The organism is Brevundimonas sp. UBA7664 (genome assembly GCF_002483305.1).
GTDB lineage: Bacteria > Pseudomonadota > Alphaproteobacteria > Caulobacterales > Caulobacteraceae > Brevundimonas.
The window spans coordinates 21,680-36,806 of sequence record NZ_DLHQ01000018.1 but is presented as its reverse complement, the minus strand read 5'-3'; the positions used below and the strand labels follow the sequence as shown (position 1 = coordinate 36,806).

The following is a 15,127-nucleotide window of genomic DNA, read 5'->3' as shown; positions in this document are numbered from 1 at the left end:
GCGCCTTGGGCGCCGTTCAAGTCACGAAGTCGCTGGCGCGATCAATCCTCGTCGCCCGCCCGCGTCTCGATGCGGTGGACGAAGACTTCTGCGCCGTGGCCGGATCCGCGCTCGCCGGCCTCGATGAAGCCCGAGCGATCGGCGTCCATCCGCGCGAACGCGTCGCGCAGGGGCGCGCTGAACTCGGCCTCGCTGATCCGGCCGTCGTCGTCGGCGTCCAGATCATTCCCGCCGTCGGGACCGCCCATGCGCCGGATCTCGATCCGCTCGCCGGGCCCGCCTTCCCGATGCCCGCCGGCCATGACCGGATGTCCGCCGGGTCCATCGAGGATGATGACCTCGCGTTCACCGCCGGCGCCGGGTTCGCCGCCGACGAAGACCATGGTCCGCTCTTCACGCTGTCCGGCTTCTGCGCCAGCCTCGCCACCGGGATGGTCACGGCGCAGTTCGAAGCGATGCATCCCCGGGCCGTCCGGGCCCCCGTGGCCGCCCGGACCGCGCAGGATCCTGATCTGGTGGTCGCCGCCCTCGCCCATGGGGCCGTGACCGGCGTCCAGTTCCCCGGACGACAGGCGGCCGTCGCCATCCGTGTCCATCCGCGCGAAATGATCGTTCATCGGCGCGGCGAACTCCTCACGCGAGACCTGACCGTCGCCGTCCTTGTCGAGCCCGCCGGGGCCGTCGCCGCCCAGGACCATGACGCGGGTGCGGACTTCGGGCGGGGCGTGAGGCGCGGCGGGCGCCGGGGTCTGCTGTATCAGGGCGGCGGAAAGGGCGATCAGGGTCAGCATGAGGGGTCGGCTCCCGTTGTTGTGCGGTCCATGTTCGACCACGACGCGCTTGCCGTTGTGTTTCAGCTCGTCGCCGATTGTTTCAACGCTGAAATGACGGGGAGCGCCGGGTTCGTCACAATGACGCCCATGCAAGCCGACGCCGCCCTCCACATCCTCGTCGTCGATGACGACCCCGGCATCCGGGAAGTGCTGTGCGATTATCTGATCCAGCATGGCTATGACGCCGTGGGCGCCGCCTCGGCCGCCGAGATGGACCGGGCCGTGGCGCGTCGCGCTCCTGACCTGATCGTGCTGGACCTGATGATGCCCGGCGAGGACGGCCTTTCCGTGTGCCGCCGCCTCGCCGGCAAGGGACCGCCCATCGTCATGCTGTCGGCCATGGGCGAGGACACCGACCGCATCATCGGGCTGGAGCTGGGGGCCGACGACTATCTGCCCAAGCCCTGCAACCCCCGCGAACTGCTGGCCCGCGTCAGGGCCGTCCTGAGGCGCCCGCGCGAGGAGGCCGCCGCCGAGGGACCGACCCTGACGTTCGCCGGCTGGCGGCTGAATCTGCTCCGCCGCGAACTGACCCGGCCCGATGGCCGGGCCGTCGCCCTGTCGGCGGGAGAGTTCGCCTTGCTGCGCGCCTTCGCCGAACGCCCCGGCCGCCTCCTGACCCGCGACCAGTTGCTCGAGCGGGCCCGCGGCGCAGACGCCGACATCTTCGACCGCGCCATGGATGTGCAGATCAGCCGGCTGCGCAAGAAGCTCGACGACGGCTCCGGCGTTCAGATGATCCAGACCCTGCGGGGTGAGGGCTATATGTTCGACGTCCGGGTAGCGCGCTGCCATGACCCGATCCGGGGCGTGGCGTGAGGCGGCCCTCCTCCTTCCCCGTCCTCGTCCAGGTCGCGGCCCTGGCCGCGCTGGCGGTGGTCATGTCGCAGGCGGTCGCCTTCGGCGTGGTGCTGTTCGCGCCCGAACCCCGGCCCGCCGGCTTCAGCATCGTCGCCGCCGCCGACGCGCTGAGGGGCGCGCCCGCGGAGACCTCCGACGGACGACCGCTGCGCCGACGGCTGGTCGACCGCCCGCAAGGGGAGGATTCAGCGACCCAGACCGATCCGATGGCCCTGGCGATCCGCGCCGGACTCGCCCAAAGGCTGGACGTGGAGCTCGAGGCCGTCCGGGTGACGGTCGATCACGGCCTGCCCCGTCGACCCGGCCCGGACGATCGCGGACACGCCCGCGAACGCGTCGACCTTGTTGTCGTCCGGCCCGACGGTGACCCGGCTCCATCTCTCAACCCGGCCCCGCCAGCGGCATCCCGTCCTCCGGCGACGGAAACGACGCCGACCTGGCGGACCGAAACGGACGGCGAGACGGTGATCGTCCAGCGAGGCCCCGAGGTCCGCGCCGAGCTCCGCCTGCGCCATCCTGATCCCGGGGAGTCTCACGGCGCGTTCGTCATCGACCGGGAAACCCGCCAGTTCACCGTCCTCGCCGACCGGCTGACCTTCGCGCCATTCTCGGCGTCGGTGCGTCAGCCGGATGGACGCTGGGCTACGGTCGAGCCGCCCCGCGGCCTGCTGTCGCCGTGGCATCAGCGGGTGCTGCTGGCCCTGGCCATATCCATGTTGCTGCTGGCCCCGCTGGTGTGGTGGATGGCCCGCCGGCTGACCCGGCCGATCCGGGTCTTCGCCGACGCCGCCGAACGTCTCGGCGCCGACCCCGAGGCCGAGCCGCTGACGCCGTCCGGTCCCAGCGAGGTGCGCACCGCCATCCAGGCCTTCAACGACATGCAGGCGTCGCTGCGCGACCACATGCGTCGGCGCAGCCAGACGGTCGCCGCCATCGCCCACGACCTGCGCACCCCCCTGACCCGTCTGCGCTTCCGGGCCGAACAAGCGCCCGAGGGGGTGCGCGACCGGATGGCCGCCGACATCGAGGAGATGGACGCCCTGATCGGCCAGGCCATGGCCTATGTGCGCGGCGAGGCCACCCCCGACCGGCGCGAGACCCTTGATCTGGACGCCCTCGCCGCCGCCTGCGCGGAAGGTTTCTCGGAGACCGGCGAGGCGGTGACCTTCGACGGCGGCGGCGAACTGCCGGTCGAGGCGGACCCGGCCGCCCTACGTCGGGCCTTGGGCAATCTGATCGCCAACGCCGTCAAATACGGCGGCGGCGCGCGCGTGAAGGCCTTTGCCGAGGCCGGGCGGGCCGTCGTCACGGTCGAGGACGACGGCCCCGGCCTTTCCGACGATGAGCTCGAAGCCGTCTTCGAGCCCTTCCATCGCGCCGAACCCTCGCGCAGCCGGGAAACCGGCGGGGCGGGGCTCGGCCTGACGGCGGCCCGCCAGGCGGCGCGGGCTCATGGCGGCGAGGTCACGTTGGCCAACCGACCCGAAGGCGGCCTGCTGGCCCGGCTCGACCTGCCGCTGAAGCCCGCGTGACGGCCGGGCGTTCGACCTGAGCGTTACAGTCGATCACGTCTTGTTACGGACGCGGGGTTGATCGCCGCGCCCGTCGGCTTCATTGAAGCGCCAACCCTGACACCGCTTCTCCGGAGACCGCCCCATGACCGTCCGCGTCGCCATCAATGGTTTCGGCCGCATCGGCCGCCTCGTCCTGCGCTCGATCGTCGAGCACGGCCGTCGCGACATCGAGGTGGTGGCGATCAACGATCTGGGCCCGGTCGAGACCAACGCCCACCTGCTGCGCTACGACTCGGTGCACGGCCGGTTCCCCGGCACGGTCGAAACCGGCGCGGACTGGATCGACGTCGGCCTGGGCAAGATCAAGGTCACGGCCGAACGCGATCCGTCGAAGCTCCCGCACAAGGAGCTGAACGTCGATATCGCCTTCGAATGCACCGGCCTGTTCACGACGAAGGAAAAGGCCTCGGCCCACCTGACCGCCGGCGCCAAGCGGGTGCTGGTCTCGGCGCCCTGCGACGGCGCCGACAAGACCATCGTCTTCAAGGTCAACCATGACACCCTGACCGCCGACGACATCATCGTCTCCAACGGCTCCTGCACCACCAACGCCCTGGCCCCGGTGGCCAAGGTCCTGCACGACCTGTTCGGCATCGAGCGCGGCTATATGACCACCATCCACGCCTACACCGGCGACCAGCCGACGCTGGATACGATGCACAAGGACCTCTACCGCGGCCGCGCCGCCGCCCTGTCGATGATCCCGACCTCGACCGGCGCCGCCAAGGCTCTCGGCCTGGTCCTGCCGGCCCTGAAGGGCAAGCTGGACGGCTCCTCGATCCGCGTTCCGACCCCGAACGTCTCGGTCGTCGACCTGAAGGTCGTGGCCGGCCGCGAGGTCACCGTGGAAGAAATCAACGCCGCCATCCAGGCCGCCGCGGACGGTCCGATGAAGGGCGTGTTGGCGACCACGATCGAGCCGCTGGTCTCCACCGACCTGAACCACATCGCCGCCTCGTCCACCGCCGCCCTGCCCCAGACCCAGGTCGTCGACGGCAAGCTGGCCCGCGTCCTGACCTGGTACGACAACGAGTGGGGCTTCGCCACGCGGATGGCCGACACGGCGCTGGTGATGAGCAAGCTGATCTAGGCTTGAAATCATGACCTTCCGCACCCTCGACGACGCCCCCGCCCTCGCCGGCAAGACCGCCCTCGTCCGCGTCGACTTCAACGTCCCCATGGAGGCCGGCAAGGTCACCGAGGACACCCGCCTGCGCGTCGCCCTGCCGACGATCAACAAGCTGCGCGACGCCGGCGCCAAGGTGGTCCTGATGGCCCATTTCGATCGGCCCAAGGGCAAGGTCGTCCCCTCGATGAGCCTGCAGCCCGTCGTCGACGATCTCGAACACCTTCTGGGGGCTCCGGTCCGGTTCGCCTCTGATTGTGTGGGCGAAGAGGCGAAAGCGATGATCGCCGACATCGACATCGGCGGCGTCGTGCTGCTCGAGAACGTGCGCTTCCACCCCGGCGAGGAGACCAACGACCCCGCCTTCGCCGCGCAACTGGCCGAACTCGGCGACGTCTATGTCAATGACGCCTTCTCCGCCGCCCACCGCGCCCACGCCTCGACCGAAGGGCTCGCCCGCCTGCTGCCCGCCTATGCCGGCGAGTCGATGCGCCGCGAGCTCGACGCGCTCGACGCCGCGCTCGGCAAGCCGAAGAAGCCGGTGATCGGCATCGTCGGCGGGGCCAAGGTCTCGACCAAGCTGGACCTGCTTAAAAACCTGGTCGGCAAGCTGGACCGCCTCGCCATCGGCGGCGGCATGGCCAACACCTTCCTGTTCGCGCAAGGGATCGATATCGGCGGCTCGCTGGCCGAGCGCGACATGGCCGACACCGCCCGCGAAATCCTGGCCGAAGCCAAGGCTCGCGGCTGCGAGATCCTGCTGCCCGTCGACTTCGTCGTGGCGACCGAGGTCAAGCCCGGCGTGGCCGCCCGCCCCGTCGTCGCCGGTCAGCCGCTGTCAGCCGACGACAAGATCCTCGACGCCGGCCCGGCGACCGTCGCGCGCCTCGTCGACGCCCTGACCGCATCAAAGACGCTGATCTGGAACGGTCCGCTGGGGGTGTTCGAGGTGCCGCCCTTCGACACAGCCACCGTCGCGGTCGCCCATCACGCAGCGGCGCTCGCGAGGGCGGGCGTCCTGATCGCGGTCGGCGGCGGCGGCGACACGGTCGCGGCCCTGCATCACGCGGGCGTGGCGGACGACATGACCTTCGTCTCCACCGCCGGCGGCGCCTTCCTGGAATGGATGGAGGGCAAGCCCCTGCCCGGCGTCGAGGCGCTGCGGGTCTGAGGCGTCAGCCGCGCGTGTGACCCTCGCGCTGCCATGGATCACACTCCGGCGAGCCGCCCCGCGCGACAGAGCCGCAGTCCGGCGTGCAACGCGACGAGTTGCGGCACAGATCTTCCGTGGTCGGCAGACCCGCGCAGCCCGCCAGAAGGAGCGCGGAGACCAGTGCTGCGGTCAGCAATTTCCGCATGGCGCGGCTCCCTCCCCGGCCTGATCGCCGGGCAGATCGAGCGTGGCACGGACATGACGCCGCGACCCCTTTCGACTTCTGACGCCGCCGTCCGACTGTAACACTGCGTGACTTCAAGCGCCTGTGACGCTAGACCACCGGCAAAACTCACGGGCTCAGGAGACACCCCATGGCGCGCATCACGCTGCGACAGCTTCTCGACCACGCGGCCGAGAACGACTACGGCCTGCCGGCCTACAACATCAACAACATGGAACAGGGTCTGGCGATCATGGAGGCGGCCGAGGCGGTCAACGCCCCCGTCATCATCCAGGCCAGCCGCGGTGCGCGCAGCTACGCCAATGACATCGTCCTGGCCAAGCTGATCGACGCCCTGGCCGAACTGTATCCGCACATCCCGGTCTGCATGCACCAGGACCACGGTAACGGCCCGGCCACCTGCGCCACCGCCATCCAGTACGGCTTCACCTCGGTGATGATGGACGGCTCGCTGGAAGAGGACGCCAAGACGCCCGCCTCCTACGAATACAACGTCGACGTCACCCGCCGGGTGGTCCAGATGGCCCACAGCTGTGGTGTCTCGGTCGAGGGCGAACTGGGCGTGCTGGGTTCGCTGGAGACCGGCATGGGCGAAGCCGAGGACGGCCACGGCTTCGAGGGCAAGCTCGACCATTCCGCCCTCCTGACCGACCCGGACCAGGCCGTGGACTTCGTCCGCGAGACCCAGGTCGACGCCCTCGCCATCGCCATGGGCACCAGCCACGGCGCCTACAAATTCAGCCGCCAGCCGGACGGCGAAGTCCTCGCCATGAACGTGATTGAGGAAATCCACCGCCGCCTGCCCGACACCCATCTGGTCATGCACGGCTCGTCCTCGGTGCCGCAGGACCTGCAGGACATCATCAATGCCTATGGCGGCAAGATGCCCCAGACTTGGGGCGTGCCGGTGGAAGAGATCCAGCGCGGCATCAAGCACGGCGTCCGCAAGATCAACATCGACACCGACAACCGCATGGCCATGACCGGCGCGATCCGGAAAATCCTCGCCGAGAAGCCCGGCGAGTTTGACCCGCGCGCCTATCTGAAGCCCGCCAAGGAAGCGATGCGCAAACTCTGTCAGGAGCGGTTCGTGCAGTTCGGCTGCGAGGGCATGGCCTCGAAGATCCGGCCCCTGTCCACGGCCCAGATGGCCCAGCGCTACGCCAAGGGCGAACTGAACCCGCACTTCGGCGCCTCGGCCTCAAAGGCCGCCTGACGCGGCGGCCCGAGCGGACCGACCGCGCGGTCACCAGCCGCCGTACTGGTCCCGGAAGCGCCACTGGATGTCACGAACATCCCGCTCGGCGTCGTCGATGGCGTTCTGGGCGCGGCGCCATTCCCGCTCCGTCTCCGCCCGTTCGCGGCGAAGCTCCTGGATCCGGTCGCGGATCTGGTCGCGCTGCGGTTCGGTCAGGCCCTCGGCGCGCAGTTCGCGCTGCTTGCCGGCGATCTTGTCGTCCAGCTCCTCCAGCCGCGCGCCCAGGCTGTCGGCGCTGCTGCGCGCATTGGTCAGCGCCTGTTCGACGTCGTGAACGATCTGCCCGTCGCGATAGGCCGGCATGAAGTCAACTTCCAGGTACGACGGACAGACCCCGCCATAGCCCGAACCTGTGCGGCCGGCCCGGAATCCGTTCGCGGGGGTGCAATAGCGCACCAGCCCCTGATCGCGCCCGGCGGCATAGGCCGACCGGTCGGGCGTGACCCCGTGCTTGGCGCAGGCCTCTGCGTGCTCTTCGAGCCGGCTCATCGTCAGCCCGGATGCCCCGTCTGAATAGCCCTGGCCGGCCCAGTCTCCGGCCATGCACTGCTCCGCGCTCATCGTGGCGCAACTGGCCAGGCCGAGTACGGCGCCGCCGGCGGCCGCAGCGAAAATCCACAGTTTCATGGTTCCAGACCCCCCCGAAAGACCAAGCTTGACCATGACTCAGCTTGGCTTCGTCGCCAAGGTCATGCCTTGCACGCCCACGGCCTGGACGTGCTAGATCGCCTGCCGCTTGGCCCTAGCGGCGGAGCGCGCCTTGTCCGAAGACCCCACGAACGAAGACTTCGCCACCGACGAGGACCTCCCACCCGTTCTGGAGGCGCGTCTCGAAGCCGGCGGCGGCAGGCTCGACAAGGTCCTGTCCGATCTCTTTCCCGCCCTTTCGCGCGCCCGGGTCCAGGCCCTGCTGGCCGGAGGCGTGGTCACCCGCGACGGCCAGCCCCTTGGGTCCGCCTCGGCCAAGGCCCTGCCCGGCCTCTACGCCGTCGCCCTCCCGGCGATCATCTCGGCCATCCCCCAGCCCGAAGACATTCCCCTGGCCGTCCTGTTCGAGGACGCGGACCTGATCGTGATCGACAAGCCCGCGGGCATGGCGGTGCATCCCGCCCCCGGCAGCGAGACCGGCACCCTGGTCAACGCCCTGCTTCATCACTGCGCCGCATCGCTCTCCGGCATCGGCGGGGTCGCCCGGCCGGGCATCGTCCACCGGCTCGACAAACACACTTCCGGCGTCATGGTCGCCGCCAAGACCGACGCCGCCCACGCCGGCCTCTCGGCCCTGTTCGCCGCCCACGACATCGAGCGCACCTACATCGCCCTGGTCCGCGGCGCGCCCCAGCCGGAGAAGGGCCGCATCGTCTCGAACCTCGGTCGCTCGACCGGAGACCGCAAGAAGATGGCCGTGCTGAGAACCGGCGGTCGGGAAGCCATCACCGACTATGTCGTCGATCAGGTCTTCGGCGCCGCGCCCCGGAAAGGCAGTCGCCCGGCCGCCCCGCCCCTCGCCTCCCGCGTCGCCTGCACCCTGCACACCGGCCGCACCCACCAGATCCGCGTGCACATGGCCTCAAAGGGCTCGCCGCTGCTGGGCGACCCGGTCTACGGCACGGGCAGTCCGGCCAATCCCGTCCGCATCGCCATCGCCGAGGCCGGTCTGACGCGTCAGGCGCTCCACGCCGCCATCCTCGGCTTTATCCATCCCGTGACGGGCGAGGCCCTGCGCTTCGAAACCGCGCCGCCGGAAGACATGCGCCTGCTTGAACAGGGACTCGCCGCGCTGTGAGGATAGCCGTCTTGCTGGCTGCCGCGCTCGCATTGACGGCCTGCCGGCAGGCGACGGAGCCGACACCGCCATGGCGCGGGGGGCCCGGCTCGGTCCGGCCCAACGCCGCCGGCCTCGTTTCCCTCCCCTGCGACGGCTCCACGCCGCTTGAGCCGGTCGCCGACCGCTACTGCCGCCTCGACCGGCATTTCGTCACTCCCGCCGCGCGCGAGGCGCTGACCACCGCGGCCCAGGCCATCGCCGCCCGTTATCCAGACGAAGTGCTGCGCTTCATGGACGCTTCAGGCCCGGCCGGCGTCGTCCCCTTCCCGCCGCATCTCAGCCATGGCGACGGTCGACAGATCGACCTTGGCCTCTACTACACCGACCGCGAGGGACGCCCGCTCGCCGACTTCCCGGACACCCGCCTGTATGGCGGCCTCTGGCCGGCTGAGCCGGTCCGACCGGGTGAGCCGCTCGCTTGCCCAGGCGGCCGCGTCGGGCCCGCCGAAAAGCCTGATCCACCCGCCAACCGCCCCTGGCAGCTCGACGAGGCCCGAACCAGAACCCTCGTCGAGCTCCTGATCGCCGATCGCCGCGTCCGCCGGGTCCTGATCGAGCCGCATCTGGAACGGCGCCTCGGCCTGTGGGGGCATCCCAAACTGCGGTTCGCCGGGTGTCAGGCGGCGCGCCACGATGACCACCTCCACGTCGACTTCTACTGAGCGGGCCTGGCTTCGGCAGTCCGTCTTGATTAAGGACGGACTATCCGCTATACCGTCCCTCATTCGGTGCCGTGGCGCCGGGGCAACGGTCACGCTCTTGTGTGACCATCCGCCACTGACAAGTGCGGAAACCCGATCCTATGTCATCGGTTGAGGGGTGAGGCGACGGCGCACATCGGGTGGCCGCTTCCGAAGAACCCGCTCGTTTCACGGTCGGAGGGACCAGACTAATGGCTGTAGCCAGATCACTCGCGGTGATGTCGCCTGAACAGGGACTGTCGCGTTATCTCACTGAAATCCGCAAGTTTCCCATGCTTGCGAAAGACGAAGAATTCATGCTCGCGAAGCGCTGGACCGAGCACCAGGACGCCGAGAGCGCCCACCGCCTCGTCACCTCGCACCTGCGCCTCGTGGCCAAGATCGCCATGGGCTATCGTGGCTATGGCCTGCCGATCGGCGAAGTGATTTCCGAGGGCAACGTCGGCCTGATGCAAGCCGTCAAGAAATTCGATCCGGACAAGGGCTTCCGCCTGGCGACCTACGCCATGTGGTGGATCCGCGCCTCGATCCAGGAATACATCCTGCGCAGCTGGTCGCTCGTGAAGATGGGCACCACCGCCGCGCAGAAGAAGCTGTTCTTCAACCTGCGCAAGGCCAAGAGCCAGATCTCGGCCTTCGAGGAAGGCGACCTGCGTCCGGAACACCTCTCCGCCATCGCCACCAAGCTGGGCGTGTCGGAAGAGGAGGTCACCAACATGAACCGCCGCCTCGGCGGCGACGCCTCCCTGAACGCGCCCTTGCGCGCCGACGGTGAAAGCGAATGGCAGGACTGGCTCGCCGACGACACGGCGGTCTCGCAGGAGACCCAGCTTGCCGAGAGCGAGGAGAAGTCGATCCGCATGGGCCTGCTTCAGGAGGCCATGGAAGAGCTGACCGACCGCGAGAAGCACATCCTCACGGAACGCCGTCTCAAGGACGATCCGGTGACGCTCGAGGAATTGGCCGGCCAGTATGGCGTGTCGCGCGAGCGCGTGCGCCAGATCGAGGTCCGCGCCTTCGAGAAGCTCCAGAAGGCCATGCGCGCCGCCGCCGAAGAGCGGAACCTGGTCGACGCCTGATATCCGGCGCCGGGCGGCCTGAGGGTCGCCCGGCTCCAGATCACCCCTGTACAGGGCCGCGGCGTCAGCCCGTGCGGGCGACCGGCTCGACCTGATGCATCGCCAGCAGGGTGCCGATCGGCGCGGCCAGCGTCTCCTTGGTCGGCGGCCCCGCGGCCATCGAAACTTCCAGCGCGCCCACGGCCATTGCAAGGCGCGAGTCCGACGCCTTCATGGCCAGCACCTTCAATGTCGCCGCCTGCTCACGGATGGCGCGCACCGCCTGCATCGGGTCGCTGTCGAACTGGTCCAGCGCCGAGCCCAGGATGCGCATCGCCTGGTCCTTGGTCGCGGCCTGGGCGGCCGCACCCGTCGCCGGCCGGTCGGCCTTGCGCTTGCCGGGGCCGGAGAACTCGCCCGAGTTGAACCGGCGCCGGTCCGGGCCGATGTACCCCACCGCCTCGACCCAGTCGCGCGGCTTCAGCGCGACATTCTCGACGCGCTTGAACAGGTCGGCGCTGGTGAAGGGCTTGCGCAGGAACTCGTGCACGCCCGAATCCCGGGCGCCCACGATGGTGCGGGCCGTCGCGTCAGCCGTCACCATGATGATGGGGGCGCGGCGACAGGCCAGATGCGAGCGCCGCAGCGCCCTGGCCAGGGCCTCCCCGTCCAGCCCCTCGCCGGTGCGTTCCGTGAAGATGATGCCGGGCTCAAGGTCCGACGCAGCCTGTAATGCGCGCTTGTCGTTCGGCTGAACCACGACGTCCCGTGAGCCCAGCCCCTTCATGATGTCGGTTAGAAGGCGCGCGGCATGCGGGTTCGGATCAATGATCAGCACCCGTTTGACCACAGGCTCCAGCTTCGCCAGCACACGACGATCGACTGCAAACAAGACGGGAACCTCCACTCCGGAGATCGTGCTTAACCGGCGCGGAGTTAAGGCCCGTTGAACGCCGTCGAGCGGTTCGCGCTGTCGATCTAACCCCGGAACGGATCGTGCATCATGATGGTGTCGTCCCGCTCCGGGCTGGTCGACAGCAGCGCCACCGGCGCGCCGATCAGTTCCTCGATGCGGCGGACGTATTTCACCGCATTGGCGTTCAGATCGCGGAAGCTGCGCGCGCCGGCCGTGCTCTCGCTCCAGCCGTCCATTTCCTCGAACACCGGCTCCGCCGCGGCCTGCGCCTTCAGGCTGGACGGCAGATAGTCCAGCACCTGGCCGTCGATCCGGTAACCGGTGCAGATCTTCAGCGTCTTCAGCCCGTCCAGCACGTCCAGCTTGGTCAGGGCGATGCCGTCGATGCCGTTGATCGCCACCGACTGCCGCACCAGCACCGCGTCGAACCAGCCGCATCGCCGGGCCCGCCCGGTGTTGACGCCGACCTCGCGCCCGACCGTCGCCAGATGGGTTCCGACCTCATCGTTCAACTCGCAGGCGAATGGACCTTCGCCGACCCGCGTCGTGTAGGCCTTCACGATCCCCAGTACATAGCCGACCCCGCGCGGTCCGATGCCTGACCCCGCCGCCGCCTGCCCGGCCACGGTGTTGGAGCTGGTCACATAGGGATAGGTGCCGTGGTCCACGTCCAGGAAGGCGCCCTGCGCCCCTTCGAACAGCACCCGCTTGCCGTCCCGCCGCGCCTGGTCCAGCACCCGCCAGGCTGGCTGCACATACGGCAGGACCTTCGGCGCGATCTCCAGAAGTTGCGCCAGCAGCGCCTCCGGATCGATCGGCTCAAGCCCCAGCCCGGCCCGCAGCGGATCGTGGTGCGAGCGCAGGCGGTCGATCTTGACCTTCAGGTCCTCGACATTGGCCAGGTCGCAGACGCGAATGGCCCGCCGCCCCACCTTGTCCTCATAGGCCGGGCCGATGCCGCGACCCGTCGTGCCGATCCGCGCCCCCGGCGCGCTCGCCGCCGCCTCGCGCGCCACGTCGAGCGCCGGATGGATAGGCAGGATCAGACAGGCGTTGTCGGCCACGATCAGGACTTCGGGACTGATCTTGATCCCCTGCGCCTCGATCTTCCCGATCTCGCCGACCAGATGCCAGGGATCGACCACCACGCCATTGCCGATGATCGAGGGCTTGCCCTGCACCACGCCCGACGGCAGCAGCGCCAGCTTGTAGACCTTGCCGTCCACGACCAGCGTATGGCCGGCGTTGTGCCCGCCCTGGAACCGCACGACCATATCGGCGCGGTTCGACAGCCAGTCGACGATCTTGCCCTTGCCCTCGTCACCCCACTGGGCGCCGACCACTGCAACGTTCGCCAAGACTGTTCTCCGCTGTCCGGGATTTCGGAATGCGGGCGCAGCCTATAGCCGGGGAATCAGCGGGTGTCCCGTCGCCGGACGATTATTCCGTCAGAGCGGTCTCGAAGGCCCAGTCCAGCCACGGCGTCAGCGCCTCGATATCCGCCGTCTCGACCGTGCAGCCGCACCAGACGCGCAGGCCCGCCGGCGCATTGCGGTGGCTCTCGACATCAAACGCCGCCCCCTCCTCCTCGACCAGCGCCTTCATCCGCCGGACCAGCGCCTGTCGCGCGTCTTCGGCCATCGTCGTCACACGCGGATCGACGATCTTCAGGCACACCGACGTCGTCGACCGGGTCGCCGGATCCCGCGCCAGATAGTCGATCCAGTCCGTGCGCCCGACCCATTCGTCCAGCGCCGCGGCGTTTGCCTCCGTCCGCGCGATCAGCGCCTGCAGGCCGCCAACCGACAGCCCCCATTCGACGGCGTCGATCCAGTCCTCGATCGTCCAGACCGAAAAGGTGTTGAGCATCGACCCACTGGCCAGCAGCCGGTCAAAACCCTTGCTGTCGCGCAGCCGCAGCACCTTGGGCACCGGTCGCGGCGGCGCATAGCGGTCCAGTCGCTCGACCGCGCGCGGCGACAGGGCGGCCACGCCCAGTCCCGCCTCACCGCCCAGCGCCTTCTGGAAGCTGAACGTCACCACATCCAGCTTGCCCCACGGCAAGGCCATGGCGAACGCCGCCGACGTGGCATCACAGATCACGATCCCCTCGCGGTCGTCCGCGATGAAGTCCGCATCCAGCGCGCAGACGCCCGAGGTCGTGCCGTTCCAGGGAAACACCAGATCCTTGGCCGGATCGACCGCCGAGGTATCAGGCCATTCGCCCCACGGCGCCGAGATGACCTCGGGCTCCAGTTTCAGATGCTCGACCGCGTCGGTCGCCCACACCTTGCCGAAATTCTCGAACGCCAGCACCTGCACCGGCCGCTCGCCGAGCATCGACCACATCGCCGCCTCGACGGCGCCCGTATCGGATCCGGGCACATAGACCAGCACCCAGTCCGCCGGAACCTGAAGCAGCGCCCGCGTCAGCCTCAGCCCGTGGGCGAACCGCTCGACCACCTCCGGCGCGCGGATGCCCCGCCCCAGCAGCTCATGCGGAATCGCCTGGGAAGACCACCCGGGCCGCTTCGCTGTCGGCCCGGACGAGAACCACGGCCGCGCTGGCTTGATGTTCGGCTTGTTCGCCATCAATCGCGGAACGGCCGCGCGGGCCCCTTGTCGCGCACGGTCTGGGCCAGTTTGGTCAGCTCGGCGCTGTCCTCCGGCAGGGTGATCATCAGCTTGGCCAGCAGGTCGCCGCGCTTGCCGTCCGCGAACGCGCCCCGGCCCTTCAAGCGCAGCACCTTGCCCGAGCTGGAGCCCGCCGGAATGGTCATGCTGACCGTTCCCTCGGGCGTCCGCACCGGCACCTTGCCGCCCAGCACCGCGTCGAACAGCGCCACCGGCTGATCCATCGTCAGGTCCGCACCGTCGCGAGTGAAGACCGGATGCTTCGCCACCTTCAGCTCGATCAGGGCGTCGCCGGCAGGACCGCCCCGTCCCGGTGCGCCCTGGCCTTTTAGCCGGATCGTCTGGCCGTCACTGGCCCCCTTCGGGATCGCGACATCCAGCATCCTGCCGTCCGAAAACTGGATGCGCCGCGTCGCCCCCGAGATCGAATCCTCGAGACTGATCTCCAGCGTCGCCTTGACGTCCTGACCCTTGGCCGCGAATCCGCCGGGCCGCGCCCCGCCCGGCCGCGCCGCGCCGCCGAACATGCCGCCGAACAGTTCGTCCAGGTCGATGTTCTCGAAGCCCTGCTGCCGCGTCCCGCCCTGGCCGAAGGGATTGGTGCCGGGGCCGCCGCGCGCCTGTCCCCCGCCGAAACCACGGAATTGCTCGCGCCCGTCGGCGTCGATCTCGCCCCGATCGAATTTGGCGCGCTTGTCCTTGTCGCCCAGCAGGTCGAAGGCCGCCGTGATCCGCTTGAAGCGCTCGTCGGCCGCCGTATTGCCGGGGTTCTTGTCGGGATGCAGTTCCTTGGCGAGCTTGCGGAACGCCTTCTTGATTTCGTCCGCGCTCGCGCCCCTCGAAACGCCCAGTTCCTTGTAGGGATCGCCCGCCACGTCGAATACCGCTCCATCGAAAGCCGAGAGCGTCAGTTAGGGCATCGCGTGCGCCGCGCAAAGGGA

At 69.3% G+C, this 15,127-nt stretch carries 15 protein-coding genes; 8 read left to right on the top strand and 7 right to left on the bottom strand.

What is annotated here, in order from left to right; translation table 11 throughout:
- Positions 1-41: 41 nt before the first annotated feature.
- Entirely contained in the window at positions 42-791 is a 750-nt protein-coding gene (locus tag B2742_RS03605; RefSeq protein WP_292063078.1) for a hypothetical protein, read from the bottom strand.
- Between the two features lie 120 nt (positions 792-911).
- Here B2742_RS03605 and B2742_RS03600 point away from each other — a divergent pair, with 120 nt between their 5' ends.
- The 4 genes from B2742_RS03600 to B2742_RS03585 all read left to right on the top strand — a co-directional run bounded on the left by B2742_RS03600 (position 912) and on the right by B2742_RS03585 (position 5,565).
- Positions 912-1,652: a response regulator gene (locus tag B2742_RS03600; RefSeq protein WP_292063076.1), complete on the top strand. Its 741-nt coding sequence runs from the start codon at positions 912-914 to the stop codon at positions 1,650-1,652.
- Positions 1,649-3,226: an ATP-binding protein gene (locus tag B2742_RS03595; RefSeq protein ID WP_292063074.1), complete on the top strand. Its 1,578-nt coding sequence runs from the start codon at positions 1,649-1,651 to the stop codon at positions 3,224-3,226. Before B2742_RS03600 ends, B2742_RS03595 begins: the two co-directional genes overlap by 4 nt.
- A 124-nt stretch (positions 3,227-3,350) precedes the next feature.
- Entirely contained in the window at positions 3,351-4,358 is a 1,008-nt protein-coding gene (gene gap, locus B2742_RS03590) for a type I glyceraldehyde-3-phosphate dehydrogenase (protein ID WP_292063072.1), read from the top strand.
- A gap of 10 nt (positions 4,359-4,368) precedes the next feature.
- On the top strand, positions 4,369-5,565 hold the full coding sequence (locus B2742_RS03585) for a phosphoglycerate kinase (RefSeq protein WP_292063069.1): 1,197 nt from the start codon (positions 4,369-4,371) through the stop codon (positions 5,563-5,565).
- 4 nt (positions 5,566-5,569) lie between these two features.
- On the opposite strand, the gene B2742_RS03580 is transcribed toward B2742_RS03585, so the two are convergent.
- Positions 5,570-5,752: a hypothetical protein gene (locus B2742_RS03580; RefSeq protein ID WP_292063068.1), complete on the bottom strand. Its 183-nt coding sequence runs from the start codon at positions 5,750-5,752 to the stop codon at positions 5,570-5,572.
- 169 nt (positions 5,753-5,921) lie between these two features.
- Here B2742_RS03580 and fba point away from each other — a divergent pair, with 169 nt between their 5' ends.
- On the top strand, positions 5,922-7,007 hold the full coding sequence (gene fba / locus B2742_RS03575) for a class II fructose-bisphosphate aldolase (protein WP_292063066.1): 1,086 nt from the start codon (positions 5,922-5,924) through the stop codon (positions 7,005-7,007).
- Positions 7,008-7,037: 30 nt separating this feature from the next.
- Here the strand turns inward: fba and B2742_RS03570 are convergent, their stop codons facing one another.
- Complete coding sequence (locus B2742_RS03570) at positions 7,038-7,676, bottom strand: DUF2799 domain-containing protein (protein WP_292063063.1); 639 nt, start codon at positions 7,674-7,676, stop codon at positions 7,038-7,040.
- Between the two features lie 133 nt (positions 7,677-7,809).
- Between B2742_RS03570 and B2742_RS03565 the strand changes: the two genes are divergently transcribed.
- The 3 genes from B2742_RS03565 (at position 7,810) to rpoH (ending at position 10,657) form a co-directional block, all read left to right on the top strand.
- A complete protein-coding gene (locus B2742_RS03565; protein WP_414633039.1) occupies positions 7,810-8,835 on the top strand; it encodes an RluA family pseudouridine synthase in 1,026 nt (341 codons plus the stop codon).
- An 11-nt stretch (positions 8,836-8,846) separates the two neighbouring features.
- Positions 8,847-9,539 (top strand): hypothetical protein, encoded by a 693-nt coding sequence (locus tag B2742_RS03560; protein WP_292063060.1) that lies wholly within the window; start codon positions 8,847-8,849, stop codon positions 9,537-9,539.
- A gap of 230 nt (positions 9,540-9,769) precedes the next feature.
- Entirely contained in the window at positions 9,770-10,657 is an 888-nt protein-coding gene (gene rpoH, locus B2742_RS03555) for an RNA polymerase sigma factor RpoH (protein WP_292063057.1), read from the top strand.
- A gap of 64 nt (positions 10,658-10,721) precedes the next feature.
- Here the strand turns inward: rpoH and B2742_RS03550 are convergent, their stop codons facing one another.
- From B2742_RS03550 to B2742_RS03535, 4 genes are all read right to left on the bottom strand, one after another.
- Positions 10,722-11,528 (bottom strand): response regulator, encoded by an 807-nt coding sequence (locus tag B2742_RS03550; protein ID WP_292063054.1) that lies wholly within the window; start codon positions 11,526-11,528, stop codon positions 10,722-10,724.
- Positions 11,529-11,614: 86 nt separating this feature from the next.
- Positions 11,615-12,910, bottom strand: a complete 1,296-nt coding sequence (locus B2742_RS03545; RefSeq protein ID WP_292063050.1) for an adenylosuccinate synthase — start codon at positions 12,908-12,910, stop codon at positions 11,615-11,617.
- Positions 12,911-12,992: 82 nt separating this feature from the next.
- A complete protein-coding gene (locus B2742_RS03540; RefSeq protein ID WP_292063047.1) occupies positions 12,993-14,144 on the bottom strand; it encodes a phosphoserine transaminase in 1,152 nt (383 codons plus the stop codon).
- A complete protein-coding gene (locus B2742_RS03535; protein WP_292063045.1) occupies positions 14,144-15,061 on the bottom strand; it encodes a DnaJ C-terminal domain-containing protein in 918 nt (305 codons plus the stop codon). Before B2742_RS03535 ends, B2742_RS03540 begins: the two co-directional genes overlap by 1 nt.
- Between the last annotated feature and the right edge of the window lie 66 nt (positions 15,062-15,127).